Origin of the sequence: Candidatus Bartonella washoeensis Sb944nv (genome assembly GCF_000278135.1) — a bacterium.
In the GTDB taxonomy this organism is placed as follows: Bacteria; Pseudomonadota; Alphaproteobacteria; order Rhizobiales; family Rhizobiaceae; genus Bartonella; species Bartonella washoeensis.
Genome location: NZ_JH725023.1, coordinates 33,484 through 60,144, shown reverse-complemented (window position 1 = coordinate 60,144; position 26,661 = coordinate 33,484). Strand labels below are relative to the sequence as shown.

The window sequence follows — 26,661 nt, the reverse complement described above, 5'->3', positions numbered from 1 at the left end:
TTCATCCGTTCATCCGTTCATCCGTTCATCCGTTCATCCGTTCATCCGTTCATCCGTTCATCCGTTCATCCGTTCATCCGTTCATCCGTTCATCCCTGTCTTTGTGGCAAGAGCTCGTAATATTGATTAAGTGCGATGGGTGGTGCTCAGAGGCGGCGGTGTGAGAGGGAGGGGCCTACCGATGGGGGTTGAGAGCGTTTGTTAAGGGCGATGTGTGGGAAGTTAGTGAGGAGCGCTGTTTGCTTTGTTTGGGCTCTCGTTGTGCTTAAGCTTATAGAGTGTGCTGTAGGCTATCGATGGGGGTGCTATGAGAGGGAAGAGCTCATGAGAAGCAAGTTAAGATTTATTACGAAGGAGCATGCCGCAGTGAGTAAGGGGGGATTATCTGTGTGTCTTGTGTCTTTCTTGTTCTTGTCTTTGTGGCAACAGCCCCCCGTAGTATCGGTAAGTGTAATAGTGGTGGTGTTTGGAGGGGGGGGGTGAGAAGCGAGATGGATGCTTTGGGGGTGATCTTTAGGTTTTCTTCTTATTGGTGGAGAACTGGAGTGATAGGTTCAAGCCCTTTAGCTTATTGAGAGGAATGAAAATGCAAAAAGCTATTCTGCTCAAGGTTGTGTTTCAGATGTATGAAGAAAAGCGGTGAGGGAGCAAAATTGTATCATTGTTCTTTTTTCTCCTGCTCAAAGGAAAAAACAGTGCAGAACAAGGAAGAACATTTTTATATTTTTATAAAGAGCGCTACCTTCTCTAAGAGTTTTTCGATAAATCAATTCCTTCAGATGTCTCTTTTGGCGATTGGAGTAACATGCTGCTTCTTTTTGGAATTGCGGATCTTGGCTTTCATGCTCTTGTAGCTAAGAGAATGGCGTGCGCAAAACCTAGGTTCTGTTAGAAAAAACGCTACAAAGTTTTCGTAAAATGCCAATCATTCAAAGCTAAACAGAGCAAAAGGCTTGTTTGTAAACTCTCGTGATAAGCAGAGAGTTTTCTGTTTAAAAGTGTTGCTGGCTTCTGATTTTAATTCTCTTGTGTTTCATAAATTTTTCTTCTTGCAAGAACAGACTGTTTATGTGCCATCTTTTTTATTTATATGTGACCATGAATGTCTTCCCAAAAACTTTTGAGTGATCTCGTAAATTCACAGAGAGCAAAATGAATGTTGTTGTGGCTTATGCTAATCCTCAAAGCTCTCAAATACTCTTGCGTGTGGGGCCTGGGTATTGGATCATCAAAGGTGCGTAAAGCTGCGGGGTTGTTTTCGTTCTGCTGTTTGTTTTATAGCTTATCGATAGGTTCATGTGGGGGGGGTGCTTTGGCATAGGTGTTTTACTGGTGGGCAGGGCTGTAAAAAAGGCAGGGCTGTAAGACTGGGTAGAGCTCTAACATATTGAAAAACGGGGGGGAAATGTCCGTATGACAACAGACAAATTACAACCACAGCGCGGATCTGCTTCAGTGCAAGGGGATACAGTTTGTGTCTCACATGCAGCGTTTGATACAGACTCTCAAATTCTTTCATTCAAAGAAGCAATGAATCTTTCGCTGAGAGATTATATAAAAATATTTTGCATCTCTGTTATAGCGTTGGTGGTTTTCACTGCTGTGTCTTATATGGATCCTTTGCAATGGTTTCATGTCATATCTTCCGAACAGATGAAAGAAATGGCTCAAAGACAGCTTCCAGGATCATTCTTGGAATTTTTTAAAACGCTGTCTTTGCAACAGGTTCAGATTCAAGCAGCAGACATCGAAGCATTGTGGCGTGCCGCTGGGTGGAATGGCGTTTTAGCCTTTTTATTCTTCCTTCCGAATACGATCATTGGATATTTTATTTTCCTCTTTCCTCTCATTTTTATCCTCCACAGGATACTGAATCGTGAATTAAATGAAATGATTCAGCAGTTGGAAAAATTCCCTGCACAGCACGATAAATCGAGCACTCCGCACAATGTAAGAAGAGAGGGAAAATGAATATTTTGACAACATTAGTCGCAGTATTGACTATGGTGGTTATGTTTCTCACCTTTATTATGGTTTGTTTTTGTACCATTATGGCAGTTGCTGCAATTTATTACTCTTTTATAAAGCGTACGGCAGTGTTGTTTCGCATGGATAGAAAGCTGAAAAAGAGCGCTAAGCAGCAATTGGGCCATCAAGAGAGGGAGCTGAAGGGGCAGAGTTTAACGCTTGACACAGGAATAAATGCCTTTTCGTTTAAACACTCTCTCGCTCTTTCAAAGAAAGATTATAAAAGAATATTCAGGATCTCTCTCCCCATTTTTGTTTTAAGCATTGTTGGAAATGTCTGTGGAATGTCTGTGGTTCCATCGTTGGTGCGTGGTGCGGAGGTGGATCATCCTCTCTTATTCTCTCTTTATTTACTGTCGTTTGTGGTCTGGGCATGTATTGCTCTTTTCTTGCCTCTTATTTTGCTATGCTACACTCTGCTCAATTATAGATTGAAAACAATGATTCAGAAACTGGAAGGCAACTAAGCGACAACCAAAAACCTATCAGGATACGCAAAAACCGATCAGGATATGAAAACTGTTGTTCTGAGCATGACAATAGGGGAAAAAGGTGAAATTTTTTATACTCTCTTTAGCATTTTTAGATGTGTTAGGATTCAGCATAATCGCTTTTTTAGCTGTTATGATCGTCTTTGGGCTTCCTTATTTTTTTATCAAGCGTGTGCGGTTGTCTTTCCGCGTGGCGGAGGAATTGCAAGAGCGTGTGGCGCAGCAATTAAGCCGTGATGAGAGAGAGATAAAAGGGCACAATGCAGTGCTTGAGACAAGAAGGCGTCTTCTTTGTTTCAAAAAATCGATGATTCTTTGGCCTAAAGAATATAAGGTGATATTTTTTATCACTGTTGCCTTTGTGCTTTTTCAGGCTGCAATCTCTACGGCGGTCCAATTGGAGTGGAACAGTGATATGACTAGCTTTATCATGATGTTTATTTGCATAATTTGGGGAGCTGTTATATCCACGCCACTGATTTGGGGGCTTGTCATAATAATAACTGGTAAATTGAAAAAAACTATTCAGCAATTGGAAGAAGCAATTGCAAAACAGGATGAAGCGGTCAGTCTACAAAACACCTCAGGGGGGAAAAATGACCAGTAGTTTGATAACATTAATTGCTCTGCGTGCCCTCTCTTCGATGATTTGTAGCATTTTAATTCTTACGCCGATTTTGCTGCTTTATTACTTTTTCTTCAAGCGTGCACGCTTGTATTGTAGAGCAAAACGGGAATTGAAAAGGGTGCTGAAAGAGCGCAACGCAGTGCTTGAACCGTCATTAAAGAAAAAATAGCAAGAGAAAGCGCAGAATTGCGTGCTTAGGAGAGCAATCAAATTTGCTCTCTTATCCGTTTGCTTCGTGCTTTTCTCCTTCTCTTTGTGCATTAGAAGCATAATTTTTAAAATAGCGTGAGAAGGATAAAAGAATATGCTTCGTTTTTTCTGTCATTGTGCCTTTGTTCCATTTTCTTTTTCTTAAGTTTCTCGAGAAAATGCCAGAAGCATAGCTTTTCTTATAATTTTTCAGCTGTTTATATTGGGGTGGTGTGGTTTTTTTTATTCTGAGCATTCCCTTTTTGCATTCTGCTTCATAGTGATGAGAGCTGTCTTAATACCATTGACTAGATCAACAGCCTGCCGTAAATTCCCCTCAACCTGTTTTGCAAAGTACCTGCCACACCCGCCGTTGTGCAACCGTCTCCATCGTTCGCCAGCTTCAACAATTGTGTTTGATTCTCTGCCAATGTTGTTCCACGCAAAACCGTCCGCAATTTTGGTTTTCAATGTCGAGCAATACAGTTGAGATGTTTTACAACATCTTGAGACAAATCAATACGATCTGCCACATGTTTAGCAAAAGGGTAAACTTTACCAATTACTCTCACTGCGTATCATCACCGATCAAAAGGGAAACTTTACCCTTTGATTTTCCGTCCCCTTCACACATGATGTCATGTTTGACTGATTTTAAAGTTGGTTTCACTTTTTGTTTCATTTTTTTCAAAGGGTCTTCAAAGGCGGTTTTCTGCGCTTTCACCGACTTTTTAAAAATTTTCAAAGCATTTTCAAAGACCTTTCAAAGCCTCCTCTCATTTTTACCATTGCATCGCACTTTTCTCTGATTTTCACTCTTTTTGGCAATTTTAGGTGTCAAAATCTATTGTGACAAAACGCGCATTTAATGGTAAAAATTACCAACAAAAACAACAAATTACTTCCTAATCCCACTTCTTCCAATTTAGTACAAACCTACTGTCAAACTACAAAAGCCGTTGCAAAAATATTCAATGCTTGGCTTGAAAGAAGCAATGGCCGAGCAAAGATAGGACGATCAATGTGCGCAGGCAATGTTGGCAATAGGGGTAATGTTGGTAGGCAATAGGGGGCAATGCGTTACAAAACGCGATAAAAAAGAGGAGCTGTCACTTTTGGGGTGAGGTGGTTTTTTATTACAAACGTATTTCATTTTTTCTGTGTCATCGTAAAAACGATAAAGCGTAAAATTATAAAAAAGAAAAGCACAGGGATTGCGCATGAAGGTAATAAGTATCCTGATAAAGGCGATATGAAAGGGTGTGCTGGCACGTGCGTAAAGGGGGCGAAGGGTGCGTTGAAAGTTATAAGGTTGGTTTTGATTTTGGTGAGCTGGTTTTGCTAAGGGGGCGGTGGTTGGATGGTTGTGAGGGGGGTGCTAGAAGGATGATTGGTTTGGTTTGTAAAAAAAAGCTCTGCGCACAATTCTGGCCGCTTTTAAGAGCTGCGTGATATTTTCTGAAACTGGAGGTTTCGCGGTTTTTTAGGAATAAAAGGGGTATGGAGAGTGGTAGTGGGGCTTTGTAGAGATTAAACCTTGAGGGGTGGAGAAAAATGGTGGGGTGGTTTTTGGGGGCTGCTTTCTGGGGGGCTGTTGGATGGTTGTGAGCGTGGCTGCTGAGGGGCTGGTTTTACTGGTGGGGGTGGTTGCCAGCAGGACGGCGGTTGTTAGAGAGATTTTATTGTGTCGAGGGGCTCTTGCTTGGGGTCATTGTAATATTCATTTTTCTTTTTTTGCGCAGGGTGAGCGTGGGTGTTTTTCTTATCAATGCCCATTTTGCTGCTTTGTTCTTCTTTGCGCAAGTGTGCGTCATATCAAATGTTGCATGATTGTTTTGCTAAGGTGAAGAGGTCACTGCAAAAGTGCGGAAACAGCCTGACACAGCAATGGTGCAGGTAGAAGAGATAAGCAAAAGCATAATAGTGCTGATCTTCTTAAAAAGGATTTTTTGCTTTCTGTTTTAACACAAAGCGATTACACTTTTTTATGTGCTTCTTTGACAAGCACTGCTTCAAATGTGCAGAGATATTGTCTTTCATGGCCATGAGATGTACAAAATTAAGGATCAGCAAAAAGATAAAGAATGTTATCACTCTTATAAAGAAACAAGACATTGATTTACAATGATTATTCATTTTTTTGTCTGTTGAATGCAAGATTATAATATCGTAAGATTTTCTTATTTCAAATCTGTGTCTGTTGAATCAATCAAAACACCCCCTTTGCACCTGGGATTGGTGTGTTGGGAAGAGACAGTTTAAGAAAGAAGTAAAAATGCTTCTTATGAACCGTTGCAATGCAAAAGCTGTTGCAACATTGGGGAAGATGGCAAAGAATATGATGGTGCCGCCAGCTTGCACAGTGTAAAGAGGGTGGTGCTCAATGGCTTTCCCGTTGTACAATTCACGAGCGTTGTTGCGAAATGTGTTTGGAGGGATTGAGAGGTGTTTCTTTAAAGCGAAACATTGCTTTCACGCTTTGGGAGACAACGTTTTGGGAGACAATGAATTATTGCTTGCAGCATTTCTTTTCTGCTTATCTCAGTTCCGTTTTTTCTAGCCATGTTTCCACCTACAGAGGCGTTCACCTTGCTTGTTATGTTTTAAGATCTCTCTTGCTAAATGCGGACTGATGGTGTTCAGATCTTGTTGGCTTAAATAAATTGGTAACCAACCAACACAGGAAGAATGCTCATTTGTCACGCACCCACTCAGAGAGCTCAGCACGCACATCAGCATCACTTTTTTTGTTAATTTCATTTTCCACCTCAAGTCGTGTTGTTGCTGACTGTAGAGCTTTTTCTGTTTGCTTTTGTTGTTCAACTTTTTTTCCAAGAGTAAAAGCTCTTGCTAAAATCATAAAAAACGCGGCTAAAGCCATACCGATCATCATGAGATTTTTTTTAATCGACAAAATCATAAGCGCTGTTCCTGAAACCATTGAGTGATAAAGACAATTCTTGCACATGCGGCTAAAACCATAATGGCGGCTGATGTCCATTGGAGTGAACTATTGGTTGCCAACAAATCTCTAAGTCCAGAAAAGAACTCTATAATTTGTGCTAGAGCTTCTGCTTTGAAAAATCCGGTTGGCCCTTTTGTTGCCACGGCTTTAGAGTTGAAAGAAACAGAGGACTTCTTCGCCCATACGCTTGCTTTTGCAGCACGCCTCCTGACAAGATCTTGAAGATGTTTTCCGCCCGCTTTGGTCCATTTCTGCAATTCAGCTAGGAGTGCTTCATAATTGCCTTTATTCAGCTTTTTAATGATGTAGAGTTGCGAAAGGCCTCTCTTTCTTTATTATAACAAAAGGATAGCAACGCTGCAAACTGCCAAGGGTACAAAGAAATTTGATCTGCTTGTGCAAGAGCATTTTCAAATTGTTGCAGGTCTTGCTCAAGAAGTTCTTCTGTTTGCTTTTTACTGACTTTCGTGCCTTGGTGAATAGAAGGTTTTTCAAACAGAACTTTCTCTGTCCATAATGCATTTTTTACACACCGATGGCATCTTTAGAGACATTCAAGTGCAAGCTTTCCCGTTGTTTAATGCACACAAGCTCTTCTGACTCTTCTGATGATATGTTTTTCCATAAAAAAGCTCTGCACACGTTAGAAGCGATATTTTCTGAAACTGGAGGTTTCTCGGTTTTTTTTAGGAACAAAGTGGCATGGAGCTTTGCAGAGGGAAAACTTCGAGGGTGGTGCCGGTGTGGTGATTTCCGATGAATGGTTTTTGGTGGTAGGGGGTGGGTTGCCAGAAGGGCGGAGGTTGTTGGTGGTTGGGCACTGATGGAGGGGTGGGAGAGTTAGGTTAGAGAACAAGGTGGAAGAGTATGGCTGTTTTTTTTGGGGGGGGAGGAGGTGAGGCGGCTCTTCGTTGAGGTGATTTCTGGTGAGGGGTGATGGTTAGTGGTGCGATAGATGCCCGTGGAGGGCGGATAGAGAGGGGGCTGGAGAATAAGGTGGAGAGTGGGATTGATTGTCGGTGAATTTTGTTGCTAGTGGGGTGGTGGTTGGTGTTGGATACCGATGGGAGTGGAGAATGAGTTGGAGAGGAGAATGGGTAAGGGGAGCAATTTTCATCTGTTCCATTTTCACTTAAATATCATGCATAGTTGCAATATTATGCCTATTTTTTAACGTGGTTTTTTATTGAAACGTGCTTCTTTTTTCTATGTCATCGTAAAAACGATAAAGCGTAAACTTACAAAAGAGGAAAACAGAGGGATTGCGCATTAAGTTAAGTAACTGTGCTTATAAAGGCGATATTAAAGGGTGTGTTGGTGCGTGCGTAAAGAGTGCGTTGAAAGTTGTGTGTTGTGGGGGTTTTGGTGGGCTGGTTTTTCTGAGGGCTGTTGGTTGGTTGCTTGTGAGGATGTTTGCTAGAAGGGCGGTGGTCGTTGGATACCGATGGGAGGGGAGAAGTTAGGTTGAAGAGGAGAATGGGTAAGGGGAGCAGATTTTCATTTGTTCCACTCTCACGCAAATATCATGCATCGTTGCAATATTAGGCATATTTTTTAAAGTGGTTTTTAATTTGAAACGCGCCTCCTTTTTTCTGTGTTATCGTAAAAACGATAAAGCGTAAAATTACAAAAGAGAAAAGCAGAGGAGTCGCCAATAGCAAATAGCAACACACTCCAATGCAAAAGCCTAACTTCGCATGCATCATGGCCAAAAACATTAAAAAATAACATCATAACTTAAGGACAGATTTATATTCAGTGACTCTTTTCCTGTGTATAGAAAGAGAGACAACTTTTTCCTCCATTGCCACCGCGTTCTTATCAAACCTCTCAAACAGAGTTTCGCCTTTTTTGTTAACGCTTTTATGTTCAGAGCTTGGATTTTCTCTTACATAGTCCCTGAGACGTTTTGTACTTTGCGTGTGTTTGTAACAGCTGACTGGAAGATATGTATCTAACTGATCAGCAGATAAATAAGGATTCTCTGGTTTGCAGAAAGCACCCTTAATATTATCCTTATGCATTCTTTCTAAGTTACTAGATGCAAGATAAAGTTTTTTGGCAAGCATCAGACTAAATATTCCACATTCAGAAGAGCTTCGTTGAATATCCATTTCTGCCATGGAAAAATAACAGCGAGGCAAATTCAACTCCTGGAGGGCTTGTTTTGTCCTTAACCCCATTGTCGCCGCGCTTGCATTATTGAATGAGGTTGGCTCAATCAATACGAGGGATGTATCATCTTCGATGGTTTTATGATCAATGACTGCAAAATGAATTTTGCTTCCCCCTATGTTCACTATAAATCTGGAAGATTGCACTCCCTCATTAACCGTTTCTTTTATCGACAAGGCAAGCTTTTCAGGTGTCATAGCAAGTTGAAGATTCAACTCTGGATATTTAGCATTTGCTTGTTCTACGAGAGCAGGCATCATTCTAAGATCTATATCTGCATAATAGGTTTTGAGCCATTGTCCATTGACGATGTCTTTTTCTAAGTCTTTAATAATACTTTTTAATTCTTCAGAATTATATGCAACATTCTCTGCTTCTTTTGTTTCAATGGCGCTTGCCTCTAAACGTGCAAGAAGGCTTTCTAATGATTCATTTGCGATATCTTCTTCTTTCAGTCTTGATGAATGACTGGCTGTATTTTTTGAATCTTGCGGTTTCATAAATTAATCCTCCTTGTTTATAGGGAGTAAAATATATTTTCTTATTCTGACTAAAAGATGTCTTAATTCATGACCAGTTTCAGTGTTGCTTTATCCGTTTTATGCTTTGTTTTAAATGACCATTGTCGTGGCTCTTATGCGATTCAAATTGCCCATTATCATCAATGCGTAGGTGTTTGAGATGAAAAATCTCCTAGAACAACTCTCTTAGAGTGTGTTTTTAAAATACCTTTTACACTTGTATTTTAGCAAAAACATTGAATCTTTCACATTTTTGCCCATTGACTTCTTGTCGCTGAAATTGCTCTAGAACTTCATATACGGTTTTAAGGGGTGCTTCCTTATTTTAAGATATACTGCTTATATTATGTTTAAGTCTTACAAATTGAAAAAGCAGAAAAGTCGTCAACAATAATAAATTTGCCAAACCCATTAATCTGCTAATAGCAGTAAATCCAAATGCACAAACCTAACTCTGCACACATAGTGACCAAAAACGTTAAAAGTTATATCATAACTTAAGGATAGATTTATATTCAGTGACTCTTTTCCTGTGTAATGAAACGGAGACAGCTTTTCCCTCTGATTCAACTAAGTTTTTCTCAAACCTCTCACGAAGCGTTTCACCTTTTTTGTTGACTTTTTCATTTTCAGCTGCCGGATTTGATTTTATATATTCCTTCAGACGTCTTGTGCCTTGCGTATGTTTGTAAAAGCTAGGTGGAAGATACGGATCTACCTTATCATGAGGGAGAGTTGTATTTTGTTGGCATAATACGCCGCTTATGTTATCTTTGTGCATTCTTGTCAATTTATCAGCTTCGGTATGAAGCTTCTTAGCAAGAGCTAAACTTATTATCGAACATTCAGAGGCACTGCGTTGAATGTCCATTTCCACCTTGGAAAAATAACATTCAGGCAATTCACGTTGAATGGTTAGTTGTAGTCTCACTGCGAGCAAGAGTGCTGCCTCACTCTCGAGTGTTGCAGGTTCAAAAACGATCAAGGATGTTTTCCCCTCAATGGTTCTATGATCGAGTACCACAGAGTGGACTCCTCTATCTGTCGTGTTCACTATAAGTCTGGAAGATGGAATCCCATTCTCAATTGCTTCTTTTATTGAAAGGCAAAGGTCGTGAGATGTCGTCACAAGTTTAAGATTTAATCCTTGATATTTATGATTTGCTTGCTCTATCAGGGCTGGCATCATTTTAAGATCTGTATTTGCATAATGGTAAGTGCCTTTGAGCCAGTGCCCACCAACAATATCCCGCTCCAGTTCTGCAATAATATCTTGTAATTGTTCATGACTGAATGGGATATTTTTTTCTTTTGTGATGTTGAGTTGTTCCAAAGATGCAGGAAGATTTTCTAATGATTCATCTGCATCCTCACTTTCTTGCGTCTGTGAGGAAATTTGGGTGCTGTTTTTTGAATTTTGCGGTTTCATAATATAAATCTCTATGTTGACAATCCACATGCAATGCTATGTTTATATTCTGACTGAATAATGTTGTGGTATTCATTTTTTTCCTGTTAATTTTAGCTTAATACACGAAGCTGCTTATCTTGTTTTAAGTTTTACAAATTGAGAAAGTAAATGAATTTGCCAACATGAATCAATTTGTCACTCCCTCTAAATGGGAATGCAGTGTTTAACTTTCCTCCCCATGTTGGCAAAGACATTAAAAATTACATCATCAGAGACTTATATTCCCTGACCCTTTTCCTGTGTGTCGAAACAGAGACTGTTTTTTCTTCTTGTGTTGTCACTAAGTTTTTCTCAAACCTCTCACGAAGCGTTTCATCTTTTTTGTTGACTTTTTCATTTTCAGCCACCGGATTTGATTTTATATATTCTTCGAGACGTCTTTTGCCTTGCGTGTGTTTGTAAAAGCTAGGTGGAAGATACTGATCCAGCTTATGAGAAGGTAAAGGTGTATCTGGTTTACATAACACACCGTTAATATTGTCCTTGTGAATTTTTTGCAATTTATCAGCTTCGAGATGAAACTTTTTGGCAAGAGCCAAACTAAACATTCCACATTCAGAAGAGCTTCGTTGAATATCCATTTCTACCATGGAAAAATAACAATTAGGTAATTGAGATTGAATGGCCATTTGCGTTCTTAATGCCAACATCGCTGGATTCATACTATTGAATGTTGCTGGTTCAAAAAATATCAAAGACACTTTATTTTCAATGGCTTGATGATCAATCACCGCAAAATGGGTTCCCTTCTCCTTCATGTTCACTATATATCTGGAAGACTGGACCCCATTCTCAATTGCTTCTTTTATTGAAAGGCAAAGGTCTTGAGAGTTTATGGCAAATTTAAGACATAATTCTGGATATTTAGCGTTTGCTTGTTCTACGAGAGCAGGCATCAGTTTAAAATCTGTATTTGCATAATCATTTGTAATCCAACTTCCATCAGCAATATCTTTCTCTAAGCGTGTAATTATACTTTTTAATTCTTCATGACTGAATGGGATATTTTTTTCTTTTGTAATGTTGAGTTGTTCTAAAGATGCAGGAAGATTTTCTAATGATTCATTTGTATTCTCAATTTCTTGCGTTTGTGAGGAAATCTGGCCACTGCTTTTTGAATCTTGCGGTTTCATAATATGAATCTCCGTGTTGATAATTTGCGTGATATGTTACTTTCTTAGTCTGTCTAAAGGATGTTTTATTTTAGAAAAACAATGTCTTATTATGACTAAATAGTGTCTGCATTCACTTTTTCCATCCTGAAAGGCAAAGAGATGCTGGCATATTTCAAATCTAAATAGCTTTTGTATAAGGGGGCAAACCAGAACTCTCGGCTTTTTATTGGATGGGGAGAAGGGGGGAATGGGGTGAAGGGTGCGTTGAAAGTTGTGGGTGTGTGGGGGACTTGGTGAGTTGGTTTTGCTGAGGGCGGTGGTTGGGTTTCTGACATAGTGGTTGTTTGGTTGGGAAAAAAAGCTCTGCACAGGTGAGAAGTGATATTTTCTGAAACTGGAGGCTTCTCGCTTTTTCAAGAATAAAAGGGGCATGGAGTTTTGCAGAGGGAAAAATTCAAGGTTAGGTAGCGGTGAGGTGGTTTCCGATGAATGGTTTGGGGTGGTAGGGGTGGTGACTAGAGAGGTTTTGTTGTTTCGAGGGGTTTCCTTGTTGGTTGTTAGGTGAGGCGGGCTCTTAGTTGGGGTAATTTGTGGTAAGGAGTTATAGTGGTTGGTGGTGTTGAGTGCTGATGGAGGGGGAGGAGAGTGGGTTGGAAAACAAGGTGGAGAGAATGTGGCTGGGTTTGGGGTGAGGCGGTCCTTCGTGGGGTGATTTTTGGTAAGGGGTGTTGTTGGTGTGATAGATGCCTGTGGAGGGCGATAGAGAGCGGGCTTGGTAGAAAGTTGGTGGTCGCGCTGAGGGGTTGGATTTTCTATGATGCTTCAAGCCATCACAGTGTAATTTTACAATAAATTCTTAAATTGCCATACCACAACAAAATCTTAAAACGCACCTGAGATAGAGATGCATAATGGGAAAATATTTACATATTATTATGTTATTACGCGGTGTGATTGCATGCCAATTCTTTGCTGAATCGTCAAAATGTTTATGAAACGGATTAAGAATAAAACACAACGAACTGAAAAAATAGCGGAGCGATTGATCTTTTACAAAAAGATATTGTCATGCCGCATGAAAGTTATGCTGATGATGCAGATTTTGTACTTCTTGAATTTTTTTTTCATGTCCTCATAGTAATCGATTGCTTTTTGAATCCATAGTTTGTGTGCCTTTTCATTTGAGAGCTGGGTAAAATCATCAGGAGGGGGCACTCAGCAAGCCTTAGCAACACAAAGAGTCGTTTCTGATTTGTAAAACCTGTTTGGTTGTATCCTATTGCTCTCTCTCTCTTGATTTCTGATGCATGCTGTTTATGTTCAAGCAAACAAAGGCGCTCGATATAGGAATGAGAAAGCCGATTTTGAGATTCTTCTACGGTCAAACTAATGTGTTTGCATACGGTCAGACCAAAGTGTTTGCACGCATTGCAATGGTGGATTGTGGAGGAGGTGTGCGTGGTCTTTTCATTCGTGAGAGAGGACCATTTTGTTCGCTTGGTTTTCCTGTTATTTGAGGTCTACTGCGTTTTTACGTATTTTCATGAGACTACCGTTTTAGTTAAAAAGGCACTTCCTTTTTAAGAGCTACAGTGTGGTGAGAAAATCCTGAAGTTATGGTCTTATTAGAGAGACGCATAATGGGTGAGGTTGATGAAAAACAACTGGTTAAAAGTGTTTTTCCCTCTCGAAAAAACAATGCTCTCTGCAATTGTCGCAAATTGAAATTGTGGCAAAATTCTCTGTTGTAAATTGTTCACAACCCTTTTTACCTTGTTATTTACAGCGTATTGTTTGCCTTCTATTGAAATCTTTGCAGGGGGATTTTGCTCTTTAAGAGCAATCTCAACCCGATATGAATCAAAAACTCCCATAACAAGGTTATGCCATTTTCTGATACAGGGAATGTTATTCTGCTGTCTGATAGCATGTTTCATTTGTCTTGCTGTGAGAAAAAGTTTTGCACAAGCCTTTATACTCTACTCCACAAGCTATTGTTTTGCTCTTGCGGTTTTACAGTGAGGAACAGAACCAACATATCTGATGGGTGTCACTTTAGTTCAGGATGTTTTTGTATTGTTTAGTCTGTCTTAATATCCTTTTTCGAAGAAGTTTTATCTTTTCTTGAACAGAAGAGTGGGGCAAAAACAAACTTTACTTCCTCGCTATAAAGCACAATATAGCTTATATATTTATAGCTTATATATTTCCAATCAATATTGATAATGCTATGAGAATGCATATGGATGACAAAATGATCTGTTTGCATCTTTTTCTTTTAGCATCTGTTTTTCTTTTTAGGCCTCCTTTATAAAGGAGAGTGAAGAGACTTTTCGTCTTACTCTTTGCTGTTCGATAAAAAATTTGATGGTTTTTTCTTTCAGTAAGAGAAGATCAATGAGAGCAGGGAGGATTTTTGGGATTGCTTTCTTCTAACATGTCAATCTTTTCTTGTGTTGAGGGTTTAACGCCATCAGGATGTTGTTATAAAGTTATGGGATGTTAATGATGATGACTCAATGACGAACACATCTTGAAAAGCGCTGTTTTTTCTGATGCGCTCATGTTCGTTTATAAATGCGTGTTGAGACATGTTTAAAAGATGCAATACTTTAATAGATATTTTGAATATTCACAGTTTTTTAAAGAGGGGGATTGAAAGTTTTTATTAAGGCTGTTACACCCATCTTTAATACCTAAAGCTATCACATTGCCTACACGTGTAGTGTAGGTACGGGGTTTGAAAAATCAAGGTCATGAAAAGCCTGTCTGGTGTTTTGGTGATATCTTTGATTTGGAGATCAACGCGCAGTTTTACATAGGTGTGTATGCTTTCTCTTAGACATGTTGATGCAATATCGGGGGAAAATCAGTAAATCAGTAAGACAGCTTTATGCTGAGCATTGATGGGCAGTGCTTTAAACATTTATCGAGCGGGGGAATGCCAGTATGGCAATAGACAACCAACAATCAAAACAGTCTTCTCAAGTACAGTCTTCTCAGGCACAATCTTTTCAGGAGCGTGCTTATGCGTCTCTTCTCACAGATTCAATCGTTGACAAAGAATCTAAACTTCGCTCGTTCAAAAATGCGATGTTTCTTTCAAAAAAAGATGACATCATAATAGTCTCTATTTCTATCGTAATGTTGATTTTTGTAGCTTTTCAATCAATGGCTGTATTCATATTTCTTTTCCAGTTTTTCAGAGGGCTAGGCAGTCTTTTTAGAAGTGGCTTTTTTTCCTTTCTCTTCAGCCTTCCGGTTGTATTATGGGCACTTTTTGTCATTTTCTTACCTGTGGTTTTGGTGCTCCATTTAATATTGGATCGTAAATTGAAAACAATGATGGGGAAAATGGAAAAATCATCTCAACAGCACAAAAAACCAGCTACTGTATAAATGCTATAGGGGAAAATAACGATGTTTACATTATTTTTGGGGTTCTTAGCTTTTCTAGGAATCGTCATACTTGCTCTTTTAAATGGTGTTTTGCTGGTTGGGATTTATTACCTTTTTATCAAACGTGTGAGATTGTACCTTACTCTGGATAAGGAACTGAAAAACAGTCATTGGACAACAGGACAGTGATTGAGAAGGCATGAAAGAAGTGAAAAAAATGAAGGGGAAAAATTCAGTCTTTGATAAAGTCTTTGATAAAAAACAGCTCTCTCTTTCTTGGCAAGATTATAAAAAAATATTCTCTTTCTTTACAGTTTTGGTCATTTCTCTCACCACCGTGTGCGCTGTATACCAAAAAAATTGGGGGGAGGGCATCTTTTCCTTTAGGATATTCCTGCCACTCGCATGGGGTTTGCTGTGCGTTCTTTTGTTCTTACCCTTCATTTGGGTATTGCACATTATCGTGACGAGTAAGCTGAAAAAATGATTCAGCAACTGAAAAAAAAAGCGCAACAGCAAGATAAACTGATTACATTGCCGGATGTAAGAGAAGGGGAAAAGGAGTCGTTTTGTTTATTCCTTTTCCTTGAGGGCGCTAAGATGCGCTCTTTGCGTTTGGCACAATGGTTGTTTGGGCACAATAGCTGTTTGTGGCTTTTTGTTATTTGCATTTTATCCATGCTCTTTAGCTCTTTAGTCGAGGGGGCAAATGTTGCTCTTTACAACTCTTCTATCAGGCATTCAAAATGGGAGGTTAGACGCAATTCGTATGGCAGAGGACATTATCGGGCAAAGGAACTTAAGGGAATGAAACGCGTGATGAAAAAATGCAATACAATGTTTGGAAAGTGATGAATATTTCAGAGTAAGAGTGTTGCAATTGTGCAAACAGAAATAAAGCTTAGCAGTGAAATGCTGCCTAGTGAAAATGCTGTAATGAGGAAAACAATGATGAAGAAGGGGAAGATGGTTGTATTTGAGGCGGTAAAGCAAGAGGCAAATTGAAGGAAAAATGGGGCAAGAATCAAGGAAGAACTTCGTGTTTTGATGGTGTCTCCAGTGGGGATGGGAAATGAAACTATCGCTATAAAAATTCAAACCGAGGCTGCGAAAATATTGAGCAAAATAAAGCGATCCGTTCTCTTGATCAAGAACAGTTGAAAAATTCTAAGAAAAATATGGATAAAAGTGAGGAGAAAATAAAGGGGAAAAATTCAGCACTTAGTTTAGCCTGGTGTTTCTTCTTATTCAAAAAGTCAATGGTGTTTTTATTGAAAAATTATAAAAGAATATTTTGCATTTTTTTCATCTGGATTGCTTTAGAGGCTCCTGCTTGCGCAAAGTCTTTCACACAAATGTTGCATTGGGCGAGATGGGATGGTGTTGCTCATCTTCTCTTTCTTCTTCCGGTTTTGATCTGGGGATGTATTTTCATTCCTCTTCCTATCCTTTGGGGACTCCACAATATTCGGGATTGGAAATTGAAAAAAACGATTCAGAAATTGCGAGAAAAAAAAGAGCCGTAGAATAAAGCAGATAGGGGGTAAATGCCATGGGCCCAGGAGCGATTATTCTTCTTGTTCCGATCATTTTATTGATGTTTTTCTGTATCGGGTTCTTGGGCATTTTAGGCACGACGATAATCATGGCGCCTTATGACTTTTTTCTTAAACGTTTGAGGCTTTATTATAGAGTGAAAGAACAAAAATGCTTGATGAAAAACCATCTGCAGCGCCTTTGTGATCTTGAAAACAATGAAAAAGAAAATAAGAATAAGATTTTTGCCCTCAACACGAGAGGCAGCTCCTTCTTATGCAAAAAATGGTTGGCTTTTTCATGGAAAGATTCTGCCATCATACTTTTTCTCTCTCTCACTTATCATTATCGCTTTCAAAATGTCTGTTTATAGAAATTTTGTGCAAGAGATGGGCCACAGCCTAAAAAGCGTCAATAAAGAAAGACTTGAAGAGTTTACCTTTCTCTTATTTCTGCTGGTCTTTATAGCGGCATGGGTTGTGATAACGATTCCTGTTATTTTGATGCTTCGTGCATTCTTAACTTCTCAATTGAAAAAAAGATCCAGCAGTTGGAAGAATTAACCCACCAACAACATCAAGGCGTCCATAAATAGACTGTGAGGGAGAACAAAGTGCCAAATACGATGATGATGGGATATAGGGTGACATATAGGTTCCTCTTCCTTTTTTTGGGCGGGGTGTTTCTTGATGTTTTCTTAAAGAAGCGGTTGTTGTGCTCGTATTACTCTTTTCTCAAGCGTTTGTATGGGGATTACAGGTGATGAGAAAATTATCAAAAGCGCTGAAAAAGAGTGCGTAGTGCTTGGATGTGTCATGGGGAAAGAGAGGGGAGAAGAGAGAGAGGGAAAGAGAAGGATAAAGAGGGGCAAGAGATCTTTTGATGCAAAAGGGAAAGCTTTTTTGTTGGGGATTGGTTCTTGATGTTTTCTTAAAAGAGGCAGTGTTGCGCTTTCGTACCCTGTAAGAGTGTACAACAAGGTGGTTTTGGTAGCCAAGAAAAGCCAAGAAAAGCGCAGATGTTGCGCTTGAAGCATCTATTGCACTTTTAGTCGTTTTTAAAAGAAGCGTGCATGAGAAGAGAAATGCGCTGGCATGAAAAAAGGGGAAAAACAATGAAGTGGAAAAATTGAGCATTTTATCACAAATTGCGTTCTCTTTTCGAACAAGAGCTTTTTTCTGCACGAGAGTATGTTTCCTTTGTTTTCTCTCTCTCATCCTTGAGATGTGCGGAAAGATCCTGTTTATGCCAATCTTGGCACAATTGGGATCGACAGGGGCGCAGGCGGAATCGATAGGGGTGCAGGATACTCTTCTTTTTTCTCTCCAAGCTTTGGGCAGTTATTGCAGGGTGTGCTCTTATCTTTATCCCCGTTATGGTGATACTCTGCATCATATTATGGTGTTTTTTGGAAAAAAATACCCAGAAATTGAAAGAAATAAATCAGCAACGAGGTAAAACAACCTGTCAGCAAAAGGATCGGTATAAAAAGGGCGAGAGGGGAAAAATCTACGATACTCTTGTCGCAATATTTTTTCTCGTGCTTGTGTTGGTAACAATTGGGTTTGCTTTTATTCCCATGATTATTTTGCAACTTTATTATGGTGTCTTTAAGCAGGTGAGGATGTATTGCCGTTTAAGAAAAAAAACTGAAAAGCGCGTTAAAAGAAAACGATACAGCGTTTAAAAATCGATGAGAGGGAAAAAGGCAATATTTGATAAAGTGAAACCTGTTCTTTCATTCGAACAAACGTTTCTTTCAACAAGAGATTATAAAAGAATATTCTGCATTTCTGTTATCTTTGCGGTTTTAAGAGGTTCTGTTTTGATACCGATCTTAGCAGAGTGGAAGCTGACAGAAGCGGAGGCTAGCGTTATGGCTGTTCTCGTATTTGTGCTGGAAATGCTATCGGGGGTGCTGTTTCTCTTGATACCGGTGATGTTGTTGCTGCGCATTTCGTTGGGGTATCTGTTGAAAAAAAACCTTCAGCAATTGGAAAAAACAACTTGGCAGCGAGATAAAGCGATGCGTCTCCAAAAGAGAGGTCTAGAGGGCGATCAATCTCTAGAGAGTTAAGTTTAGGCATGAGGGGGAGAAATTAAGTGTGCTATTCTTCATCCTTTTTACTTTGAACAAGGAGATCTGAGGGGAAATGAGTGGTTTTTTGAGTGCTCATCGTTTTGTTTAGTTTGATTATGGTGGTATTTTCTACTTTTATCATGCTGTTTATTTTAGCACTGTATTCCTCTGTTTTCAAACGTGCGAGGGTGTATCATAAAGTGAAACGAGAATTGAAACGCGTAAGAAAAGAGCGCGACAGAGTGCTTGCGCAGTAATGAGAGGGTGAAGAGACAATGATAAAAATATTATCGGGATTAAGAAGGTGCGTATAGCGAAAACAGGAGGGAAAGAAGAGCGAGAAGAAGGCTATGACGTTTATGATGATAGCGAAGTTTTGACTATGGGAAGCGCAACCGCGCTTTTAAAGAGCTCTTGGGGTCGGTGGTCGGTGGAAATCAAGGGGCAAGGGGATCTTTAGCTACCCTCTTCTTAGCGGATCGTGAAGTGCAATTTCTCTATAATGATGAAATAATCGAAGATTTTTCGCAATTTGATCACGGACTTTTAATTATGACCGGTATTTTTGCCGCTGCTTGCCAGGCTATTAGTCCTGATAATTCTCAAATTTTGCCAGTAAGTAGTACATTTGAGTTTTATGCCTAGGGGACTGCAAATTTTTGAGGAAAGAGTTACCAAGGATCGTTTAAAGCAAGGTGCTTGATGAAACTTTAGAATGGACAATGGAAGATTCTCGTTTTCAGGAAATGTTGCGCTCCCAATATAGCACTCCACCTTGGGAAAAGGATACTGTAGTTTGGTCGACACATGAAACCAATAGGGCACCTTATGTTCTACTGCATCTTGCAGCTCTTGCTTTGCTTGGCGATGTGGAGACTTTACGCTCTTATCAAAAATGCTTTGCAGAAGGTAATCATCTAGGTGTTGAGGCAAGTACCGAAACTGTAACTCTTGGAGAGTTTCATCTTGAACGTGCTTTGTTGATAGCAGAAGAGGTGGCTAAAACAGAGCAACTCAGTGACGCTGTGCTTGAACGGGCTGCAGAGAAATTGTCCATAAAAGTTGATAATTATCGCGATTTTAGAGTCAGAGATCCTAACTTGTGTCATAAAAAAAGAGCTTATCATAGGGAAGCAGTTGAATGGAAAAAACAGAAATTAAGGGAACAAGGATGCATTGTGTGTGATGAAGAAGTCATGTTTAAAGCCGGAGGGAGGAAGCACTGTCCCGATATTGTTTATATCCAGGATGGGAAATTAAAAGTTATGGATGTAAGCATTGATTAGTTGAAATAATCCCATTTTCGAGGAAAACAAAGCGAGCTCTTTATTCTTGATGAAGAACAGTTAAAAGACTTTTAAAAAAATGAAAAGAAAATACAAAATAACAAAAATGCTTTAAAAGAGAGGAGGCTCAAAGTAACTTGAATAAAATGGTGGGAAGAGGTCTCGATGTCAAAATCCCTGTTATTCAGTCTTTGAGGAGAAAGTTGTTGCTTCATTCTTAAAAAAAATGTGATCATGAAGTAAAAACCAAATATAGAATGAAATTCAAAAAAATATCATCTTTTACAAAAAGAAGAGTGAAGTAAAACAAAATCCCTATTCAAGAGAAGGACATTTTCAATATTTTATTCCATAACGCGTGAGGTACCTCCTCCCCTTTGTGAATTTTTTTCACAATGCGCGCTAGGTACCTCCCCTCCAGTGAACTCCCCTCACAACGCGTTAAGGACCCCTCCTTGCTGTGTTCTTTAAGCACTATTGTTGTGAACTGTGAAAAGCGCTTTTATGTAAAATTATAATAGAGCGCAAATAAATTCAGCTATTGCATACAATAGATTTAGTCATTGTTTGTATAAATCATGTATTATTTCCTATAGTGCGGTATCTTTATTATAATTTAATAGTTTAATTTGATGTATCCAATGTCTCACTTGTTGTTTCAAGAGGGTTTGAATATGTTTCGTGAAAAGTATAATGAGAAAAAACATTTTCTTTTTGTTGATTTACTATATGATCAGATGCTGAAATTGCTACAGCTAAACCACTGGTGATAGCACCAACTATAAAAAAATATCTGATTTTCAATTTTCCCTCCTTTATTTATTAAAATAAATAAATATCAAAACGTATCATATATAAATTCATTTTGAATTACTATAGTAAAAATGCAACAGTCATGAAAAAGAATAAATTTTATCTATAAAATGCCTAAATTAATCCTTTTTTGCCTAAAAATTAATCCTTTTTTGCCTAAATTTTTTCTTTAAAATGCAATGTTATAGATGTGTGAAGTGAAATTTGAAGGATTCATGCAGATCATTATGCAAAATAAGGAAACATACAAAATGGATTGAAAAAAGAGTGCGCCAGCACCTCTTTTTTGTGCCGCAGTAAAGGGGGAGTATAAGAGCTAAAGGGTTTACCACGCGTTGCGTCTATTTTTTCGCGTTTGAGTACATCCTGTGGGAGAGAGGGGGGATTTCGTGTAGATTCAATATTATTCCGTGGGGGGCGATGAATCTCGTATGGGGTTTGGTTTCACCCTGTGCAAGCTAGCTTTGTCTGTTGGGGGACATCGCATAGGAGATGCGGGAAATTGTCTATGAACAGTTGCGTGTGTCAGGGAAGCTTATGCTTTCTGTTTTTCCTACTGTTTGGCTTTTGCATCTGCTTTTTGGCCTCTTCTCTTGCACATCTTTAACGCTTCCGCTAAATCACATCTTTAACGCCTCTCATTGTCTCTTTAAAAGACGCGCTTCACGCACGATCCTTCTGTCTTTTCTTTTACAGTTTTATACTTTGGCCTTTTACACTTTGCGCGTTTTCTTACATCCTCAATATTTGAGACGCTTAATATTTAAAATGCCCAATATTTGAGATGACTTTAGAGTGAGGATAGCAAGCCCGTATAGCAGTCAAAAGAAATGAAAAATCTACAGCTATTGGGGGAGTTTACATGATGCTACTTGATCATTTCTTGTTTTTATTTGGTTTTAACAATGTTTAAAAATGTATCCCCCTTAGATATTTGCGTTGCAGAAGCTAAAAACAATAAAACAGTATGGGGTGGAAGAAATAAGTTAATAATTGTTTATTTTGTTCGCAATTTATTTGAGCATTATTTTTTTTAAATATGTCTCGTTTTATTCAAATCGTATTATATTAACAGCATTTAGAGTATTATGGGAGCCGTATGCTCTCCTTAGGAGAAATGCGTTTGTCATTTTTCAAAGCGGAATTTTGATGAGAGGAATAAATTTGCAAATTTGCTTATGCATTGAAAAATGGTGAGAGTAACGTTGGCAGACTCGATGAAGAAGACCTGAAAAATAAAGGACAGTGGATAAAGGTCTGAAAGAAATTTACGAATGTTTTTAACAGTGACAGCTCTTCAATGAAGCTAGATGTCTTTGAGTGTGTTGAAGAGGCGAACGGTATTCGGTCAAGGCGGTCCGTTGTCGTGTTCTTGTTTTTGGTGGTGGGTGGGTTAGAAGAGCGCTTAGAGGAGGGGCTGGAGAAGGGGATGGCTTTTGTGAGGTGGTTGCTGGTAGTCGCTAGTCTATGAGGTGGGGGCGTTTTGGTGTTGTTGTTTTTGGTGGTGCGTTGTTCGTGAAGTGGCTTCATGGGTGCGGTGGGTATCTGTGCTTGGATGCGTGAGGAGGATGGAGAATGTGTTGGGGGAGTGGGGTGGATGGTTGGAGCGGGTTTTTATGTGTGGCACATTTACTAAAGTGTTGTTCCAGAATGTCCTGATATGGTTTTATCAGAAATCTTCCTTCTTTTTTCTGTGTAATCGTAAAAACGATAAAACGTAAAACTGTAAGAAGGGGGAATAAAAGGATTGTGCATTATGCGGGTCTTTTAAAGATGCCAGTGAGAGGGTACTTTAAAGGTGCGTGAAGAGTAGTGGTGAAAAGGTGCGTGGTGTTGTGGTTTGGAAAAGCGCTTAGAGGAGGGACTGGAGAAGGGGGGCGTTTTGGTATTGTTGTTTCTGGTGGTGGGGTGCTGGTGCAAGAGGCTTCATGGGTGAGGGGGATAGCTTTCCTTGGATACTGGTGAGGGTGGTGGAGAGAGCACAGCAAAAAGTGCACTAAAAAAGTGCACTAAAAGAATGTAAAGTTTCGTGAGAAATCACTGATGGGGCGATGCTTAATCAGGTGGTAGTCTGTGAAGGTAAGTTTAGGGCGTTCCTGAATGGGTATTTTTGGTTACAAGTTAGATGCATGGTATGGGTGAAAAGGCGGGTAAGAAGGCTGGAGAGGTGTAGGGGGAAGGTGCGGGGGAGAGATATAGAATCATTCAGAGTGTTTACGGTTTGCATATCCCCAATGAGAGGCAAGCAGTTCTAAGCAATCTCGTAAATGATCCGCCAATGAGTTTTGTTTGCGTTTTGAGGGGTTTAAGTCTTTGATTGCTTGATCGTAACCAACAACCTGTTCTACAAGTCTATAACCAAGAACACCAAGCAGAACTTTGACCTTTTGTAGATGATTAGCTGCTTCTATTTGACGTTCAACGGGGGGGATATAACTCTGGCTACACTCAATCTTTTGACGCGTGTAATCAGGGCTCATGTGCAGGTCAGCTTGGCTTTGGCGCCAGTAAGCATAAAAACGTTCTGCTGCTCTATATTGTGCTTTGCTGATATGCCCTTTGGCGTATAAAAGTGCAATAGGACGCCCCCGTGCATTGGCAATGGCTTTGATGGTGCGCGGGTTGCTCGGACTTTCTGGGTGGGTTGGCTGAAAATAAGGATTGTTTATCTCAATACGTACTTCTTGCGTTTTCAAATGGCCAATATGCGGTTTTTCTTCACCATGATGGGGGGAGGCAAAAGCTGGGGTCTTGTTTTGTTGTTCCTCTTGGTTTTTTTTTGTTTCTTGATGTTTCATGTTCTCTCCTCTTCTTAAAAAATTGTTGTTTGGTCAGATGTTCAAAAAAATCAGATGTAAGTTGGTCTAGACGTTTGAGTGAGAAAGTCTTGCCTCGTGTTTTCTTGGGTGGAGGCGTGCGAATAAGGCCTTAGTGTTCTATGGGATTGGTTTTTGAAGCACGTAGTGTTTTGATGCATTGTGGGTGGTGTTTTTGAAGGCTGGGGTGTTTTTCTGCGTTGCTGCAGTGGTCGTTTTTTTTGCTCTTGTGGGAGCAGAGCATATGGGTGTTGCGTGGGGATTGTTTTTGATGGGGGTGGCGTTTTTTGCATTGCTGTAGTGGTCTTTGATTTTACTGATGAGGGTGCGGCAGGATGGGGTGATGTTACGTTGTTTGTGGTTGTTGAAGGGGCTGGTGTTTGGCGGCAGTGCTGGAGTGTTCCTTCTTTGTACGCGTGTGGGAGCAGAGCATATGGGTTTGGTTGGCTTTGGCTCTCAAAAGAGAGGGTGTTTTACTTTATTTTTGGATTTACCTTTCCTTTTATTTATGAGGGAGTGCGGTGTGTTCGTATTCTATGGGATTGGTTTTTGAAGCACGTGGCGTTTTTTGCATTGCTGTAGTGGTCTTTGATTTTACTGATGAGGGTGCGGCAGGATGGGGTGATGTTACGTTGTTTGTGGTTGTTGAAGGGGCTGGTGTTTGGCGGCAGTGCTGGAGTGTTCCTTCTTTGTACGCGTGTGGGAGCAGAGCATATGGGTTTGGTTGGCTTTGGCTCTCAAAAGAGAGGGTGTTTTACTTTATTTTTGGATTTACCTTTCCTTTTATTTATGAGGGAGTGCGGTGTGTTCGTATTCTATGGGATTGGTTTTTGAAGCACGTAGTGTTTTGATGCATTGTGGGTGGTGTTTTTAATTTTTTTGCATAAAAAAGTGCGGCGTATGGAGATTGCGCGGGGTGTGTTTTTGAAGGCTGGGGTGTTTTTCTGCAGTGTTGGAGCTGTCACTGGTTTTGCGCATAACGGGGGGGCATAACGGGGCGAGGCATATGGGGGGGGGGTGCTGGTTTTTGATCGAAAACGATTGGGTGTTTGCTTCCATTTTTGGGCTTCACCTCTGTTTTTGTTCAGGAGGGTATGAGGTGTGTTGGTGTTGTGTGCGGTTGGTTCTTGAAGACGGTAGGGGTAGTTGGGCGTTCAAGATAACGCCGTGGAGTGAGAGGGGGTTCACAGGAACAGCGATAGCGGTAGGTTTTTGGGTCAAACCAAAGACCAATTTTGCCTTCAAAATCTCCGGAACGTTGTTTTGCGATGTTCATAATCACGCCGGGGCGTTTGGCTAATTCTGCTTTTTCTTCCCGCTGTGATGCGGCAAAGATTTTATCTTCTAACGGTCGATTGCGCCAAATGGTAATAATGTTAAAGGCATTGGCACCAATTTCTGAGGCGCCTTTAATATCTTCCGTACCAGGGATATCTTTATCTAAACCGCCTTTGCGGGCATGGGCAACAAGGTGAATATGCACCGCGTTTAAAACAGCCCAGTCAACCATTTTGTAAACCGCTTGTTCTTGCCCTGCATAGTCATCTGAGGTGATGCCAAGCCGCATCAGACTGTCGATGATAAATTGATCACAGCCATAGCGCGCGCGGCAATAGTCAAAGACATCAAGCAATGTGTCGACGCTCGATTTGCCAACATGCTCATAAAGAAGCAGCCCTTCGTCTAAAAAATGCAGAATCCGTTCAATCATTTCTCTTGTTGGTTGCTCTACGCCTCCTGTTTGTTTTGTTAAACGGCGTAGCGATTGTTCTCCTTTCATTTCTAGCGAGGCCAAGCAAAGACGGCTCTTTTGCGAAATCCAATGGGGAATACAGTCTGATAAGAGTTGGCTCTTTCCGGCGCCACTGGCGCCGCTCCACAGTGTTAATTCCGCTGGACGAAAAATAAGTTTCCCGTTGAGTTTAGGATAGGGAACCGTGTAACCAAGATGTTGTTCAGGGGCTGGCCAAAACAGTCCTATCACTTGATCTTTATAGTCTGATGCGCGCCGTAACCCTTTAGGGGCAAAGCTTTTTGCTGATGAAAAGGCTGCTTTTATGGTGGCGGTATCAACACCAGCGGTTAAACAATCATTGGCATCCTTACGTGGCAAGCGGACACGGTAACAGCGATGGCGACCAAGCCTGCTAGCAATTTCATGTGCCGCTTCTTCCCCCGGGTTGTCCATATCGGTGGCTAAAAAAATGGTCTCAAAAGGTTCTAAATGATCAAATTCATTTTCAATCCAATTGTGTTTTCCTCCTACACCTCCTCCAAAGGGTACCGAAACTGCCGGATATCCATAGGCAGCTAACGAAAGCGCATCAATTTCTCCTTCAGTGATGACAAGGGTACGATTTTTCGAGCAAAAATCCTGTTTTATAAGGGCAAGGGCGGGGGCATGGTCTGCGGGTGCGCGGGTGTGGTCTGCGGGTGCGTGGGTGTGGTCTGCGGGATAAAGAGCTTGCCAGCCAAATAAAATCGGTTCACACTGTGCTGCTGTCGGTTTTGCTTTTGCGCCTGCTTGTGCCAGCCGTTCTTTTACTAACGCAAGGGTGCCATCTGGCTTATAAAAGGGAAAAATAATCTTATTTCCCTCTTCCCTTATCTGGTAACGCTTTAAAATCTCAAGAGGAATACAGCGTTCTTTGTTGAGATAAGTTTTTACCAAATCCTGCGGTGTTTTCCCTTTTGGAGCTGGGGGACGCCGGTAAGAACGATGCGGCGCCATAAAGGGTTTAGGACGTGTAAGATTGAAGAAGGCACGCGCTTCCTCTAAGGCTTGAGAGAGGCTTATCCCTTTGACTGCACACCAAAGATCTAAAAGGTCTCCGCCGCTGCCTTCAGCAAAATCATACCAAAGCCCGGCTTTATCACCGCTCAAACACACCGATAAGCTTTGACCAGGCTCACCGCGTGTGTTGCCTACAATCCAATTATTGCCACGTTTTTGTCCTTTTGGCAAAAGCATTTCTGCTATTGTGCTTGCTTGAGAGATAAGCTTCTGTTTGATCGTAAAAATTGTGTTCATGTTCACTGTGTGGTTGTGGTTGATGCGTGTTCGATAAAGGGCATCATCGTTGTTGCAATGGGGTGCAAGGGTGGGGTTTTGCGGAAAAAGTGCGCAGTCTCTTGATGTTCTTTATCC

At 40.3% G+C, this 26,661-nt stretch carries 26 protein-coding genes and 1 pseudogene; 17 read left to right on the top strand and 10 right to left on the bottom strand.

Features of this window, described 5'->3' with window-relative positions; all coding sequences use genetic code 11:
* Window positions 1-1,413 precede the first annotated feature (1,413 nt).
* The 3 genes from MCQ_RS02805 (at window position 1,414) to MCQ_RS02795 (ending at window position 3,126) form a co-directional block, all read left to right on the top strand.
* Window positions 1,414-1,971, top strand: a complete 558-nt coding sequence (locus MCQ_RS02805; RefSeq protein WP_006923414.1) for a hypothetical protein — start codon at window positions 1,414-1,416, stop codon at window positions 1,969-1,971.
* Window positions 1,968-2,495 (top strand): hypothetical protein, encoded by a 528-nt coding sequence (locus tag MCQ_RS02800; RefSeq protein WP_006923413.1) that lies wholly within the window; start codon window positions 1,968-1,970, stop codon window positions 2,493-2,495. The genes MCQ_RS02805 and MCQ_RS02800 overlap by 4 nt, the downstream gene beginning before the upstream one ends.
* Before the next feature lie 85 nt (window positions 2,496-2,580).
* Window positions 2,581-3,126: a hypothetical protein gene (locus MCQ_RS02795; RefSeq protein ID WP_006923412.1), complete on the top strand. Its 546-nt coding sequence runs from the start codon at window positions 2,581-2,583 to the stop codon at window positions 3,124-3,126.
* A 453-nt stretch (window positions 3,127-3,579) separates the two neighbouring features.
* Here the strand turns inward: MCQ_RS02795 and MCQ_RS02785 are convergent, their stop codons facing one another.
* The gene (locus MCQ_RS02785) at window positions 3,580-3,807 is read right to left on the bottom strand and encodes a hypothetical protein (protein WP_035007836.1); all 228 of its coding nucleotides are present in this window, start codon (window positions 3,805-3,807) and stop codon (window positions 3,580-3,582) included.
* A gap of 97 nt (window positions 3,808-3,904) precedes the next feature.
* A complete protein-coding gene (locus MCQ_RS09195; protein ID WP_159052269.1) occupies window positions 3,905-4,081 on the bottom strand; it encodes a hypothetical protein in 177 nt (58 codons plus the stop codon).
* A gap of 123 nt (window positions 4,082-4,204) precedes the next feature.
* On the opposite strand from MCQ_RS09195, the gene MCQ_RS09190 reads away from it, so the two are divergent.
* Complete coding sequence (locus tag MCQ_RS09190; protein ID WP_039951837.1) at window positions 4,205-4,405, top strand: hypothetical protein; 201 nt, start codon at window positions 4,205-4,207, stop codon at window positions 4,403-4,405.
* 529 nt (window positions 4,406-4,934) lie between these two features.
* On the top strand, window positions 4,935-5,183 hold the full coding sequence (locus MCQ_RS02775; protein WP_146739235.1) for a hypothetical protein: 249 nt from the start codon (window positions 4,935-4,937) through the stop codon (window positions 5,181-5,183).
* Window positions 5,184-6,028: 845 nt separating this feature from the next.
* Here MCQ_RS02775 and MCQ_RS02765 read toward each other — a convergent pair.
* The 5 genes and pseudogenes from MCQ_RS02765 to MCQ_RS02740 form a co-directional block, all read right to left on the bottom strand.
* Window positions 6,029-6,256 carry a hypothetical protein gene (locus MCQ_RS02765; RefSeq protein WP_006923410.1) on the bottom strand — a complete coding sequence of 76 codons (228 nt, stop codon included), beginning with the start codon at window positions 6,254-6,256 and terminating at the stop codon, window positions 6,029-6,031.
* Window positions 6,253-6,916 (bottom strand): annotated as a pseudogene (locus MCQ_RS02760) (lysozyme). Before MCQ_RS02760 ends, MCQ_RS02765 begins: the two are co-directional and overlap by 4 nt.
* Window positions 6,917-8,031: 1,115 nt before the next feature.
* Window positions 8,032-8,976: a YopJ/AvrA family T3SS effector serine/threonine acetyltransferase gene (locus tag MCQ_RS02750; RefSeq protein ID WP_006923408.1), complete on the bottom strand. Its 945-nt coding sequence runs from the start codon at window positions 8,974-8,976 to the stop codon at window positions 8,032-8,034.
* 511 nt (window positions 8,977-9,487) lie between these two features.
* Window positions 9,488-10,426: a YopJ/AvrA family T3SS effector serine/threonine acetyltransferase gene (locus MCQ_RS02745; RefSeq protein ID WP_006923407.1), complete on the bottom strand. Its 939-nt coding sequence runs from the start codon at window positions 10,424-10,426 to the stop codon at window positions 9,488-9,490.
* Window positions 10,427-10,668: 242 nt separating this feature from the next.
* On the bottom strand, window positions 10,669-11,601 hold the full coding sequence (locus MCQ_RS02740) for a YopJ/AvrA family T3SS effector serine/threonine acetyltransferase (protein WP_006923406.1): 933 nt from the start codon (window positions 11,599-11,601) through the stop codon (window positions 10,669-10,671).
* Window positions 11,602-12,899: 1,298 nt separating this feature from the next.
* Here MCQ_RS02740 and MCQ_RS09835 point away from each other — a divergent pair.
* From MCQ_RS09835 to MCQ_RS09545, 9 genes are all read left to right on the top strand, one after another.
* On the top strand, window positions 12,900-13,100 hold the full coding sequence (locus MCQ_RS09835; protein ID WP_159052268.1) for a hypothetical protein: 201 nt from the start codon (window positions 12,900-12,902) through the stop codon (window positions 13,098-13,100).
* A 1,432-nt stretch (window positions 13,101-14,532) separates the two neighbouring features.
* Window positions 14,533-14,982, top strand: coding sequence for a hypothetical protein (locus tag MCQ_RS02725; protein ID WP_006923405.1), 450 nt, complete (start codon window positions 14,533-14,535; stop codon window positions 14,980-14,982).
* 21 nt (window positions 14,983-15,003) lie between these two features.
* Window positions 15,004-15,171 (top strand): hypothetical protein, encoded by a 168-nt coding sequence (locus tag MCQ_RS09320; protein WP_006923404.1) that lies wholly within the window; start codon window positions 15,004-15,006, stop codon window positions 15,169-15,171.
* Between the two features lie 294 nt (window positions 15,172-15,465).
* Window positions 15,466-15,834, top strand: coding sequence for a hypothetical protein (locus tag MCQ_RS02715; RefSeq protein ID WP_006923403.1), 369 nt, complete (start codon window positions 15,466-15,468; stop codon window positions 15,832-15,834).
* A gap of 887 nt (window positions 15,835-16,721) precedes the next feature.
* Complete coding sequence (locus MCQ_RS09315; RefSeq protein ID WP_199805781.1) at window positions 16,722-17,081, top strand: hypothetical protein; 360 nt, start codon at window positions 16,722-16,724, stop codon at window positions 17,079-17,081.
* A 1,160-nt stretch (window positions 17,082-18,241) separates the two neighbouring features.
* Window positions 18,242-18,595 (top strand): hypothetical protein, encoded by a 354-nt coding sequence (locus MCQ_RS02695; RefSeq protein ID WP_245256376.1) that lies wholly within the window; start codon window positions 18,242-18,244, stop codon window positions 18,593-18,595.
* A gap of 307 nt (window positions 18,596-18,902) precedes the next feature.
* A complete protein-coding gene (locus MCQ_RS09310; RefSeq protein ID WP_006923393.1) occupies window positions 18,903-19,058 on the top strand; it encodes a hypothetical protein in 156 nt (51 codons plus the stop codon).
* Window positions 19,022-19,243 carry a hypothetical protein gene (locus tag MCQ_RS09305; protein ID WP_006923392.1) on the top strand — a complete coding sequence of 74 codons (222 nt, stop codon included), beginning with the start codon at window positions 19,022-19,024 and terminating at the stop codon, window positions 19,241-19,243. The genes MCQ_RS09310 and MCQ_RS09305 overlap by 37 nt, the downstream gene beginning before the upstream one ends.
* A 50-nt stretch (window positions 19,244-19,293) precedes the next feature.
* The gene (locus MCQ_RS09545; RefSeq protein ID WP_006923391.1) at window positions 19,294-19,884 is read left to right on the top strand and encodes a DUF6990 domain-containing protein; all 591 of its coding nucleotides are present in this window, start codon (window positions 19,294-19,296) and stop codon (window positions 19,882-19,884) included.
* Between the two features lie 624 nt (window positions 19,885-20,508).
* Here MCQ_RS09545 and MCQ_RS02685 read toward each other — a convergent pair.
* Window positions 20,509-20,688: a hypothetical protein gene (locus MCQ_RS02685; RefSeq protein WP_006923390.1), complete on the bottom strand. Its 180-nt coding sequence runs from the start codon at window positions 20,686-20,688 to the stop codon at window positions 20,509-20,511.
* Between the two features lie 1,836 nt (window positions 20,689-22,524).
* Here MCQ_RS02685 and MCQ_RS09180 point away from each other — a divergent pair.
* Window positions 22,525-22,662, top strand: coding sequence for a hypothetical protein (locus MCQ_RS09180; RefSeq protein ID WP_159052267.1), 138 nt, complete (start codon window positions 22,525-22,527; stop codon window positions 22,660-22,662).
* Window positions 22,663-22,898: 236 nt separating this feature from the next.
* Here MCQ_RS09180 and MCQ_RS02675 read toward each other — a convergent pair whose 3' ends face one another.
* Window positions 22,899-23,495, bottom strand: coding sequence for a hypothetical protein (locus MCQ_RS02675; protein ID WP_006923389.1), 597 nt, complete (start codon window positions 23,493-23,495; stop codon window positions 22,899-22,901).
* A 273-nt stretch (window positions 23,496-23,768) separates the two neighbouring features.
* On the opposite strand from MCQ_RS02675, the gene MCQ_RS09295 reads away from it, so the two are divergent.
* Window positions 23,769-24,095, top strand: a complete 327-nt coding sequence (locus tag MCQ_RS09295; protein ID WP_199805780.1) for a hypothetical protein — start codon at window positions 23,769-23,771, stop codon at window positions 24,093-24,095.
* Entirely contained in the window at window positions 24,050-24,364 is a 315-nt protein-coding gene (locus MCQ_RS02665) for a hypothetical protein (RefSeq protein ID WP_035007822.1), read from the top strand. The genes MCQ_RS09295 and MCQ_RS02665 overlap by 46 nt, the downstream gene beginning before the upstream one ends.
* A 233-nt stretch (window positions 24,365-24,597) precedes the next feature.
* On the opposite strand, the gene MCQ_RS02660 is transcribed toward MCQ_RS02665, so the two are convergent.
* A complete protein-coding gene (locus MCQ_RS02660) occupies window positions 24,598-26,544 on the bottom strand; it encodes a bifunctional DNA primase/helicase (RefSeq protein WP_006923386.1) in 1,947 nt (648 codons plus the stop codon).
* Window positions 26,545-26,661: the final 117 nt, after the last annotated feature.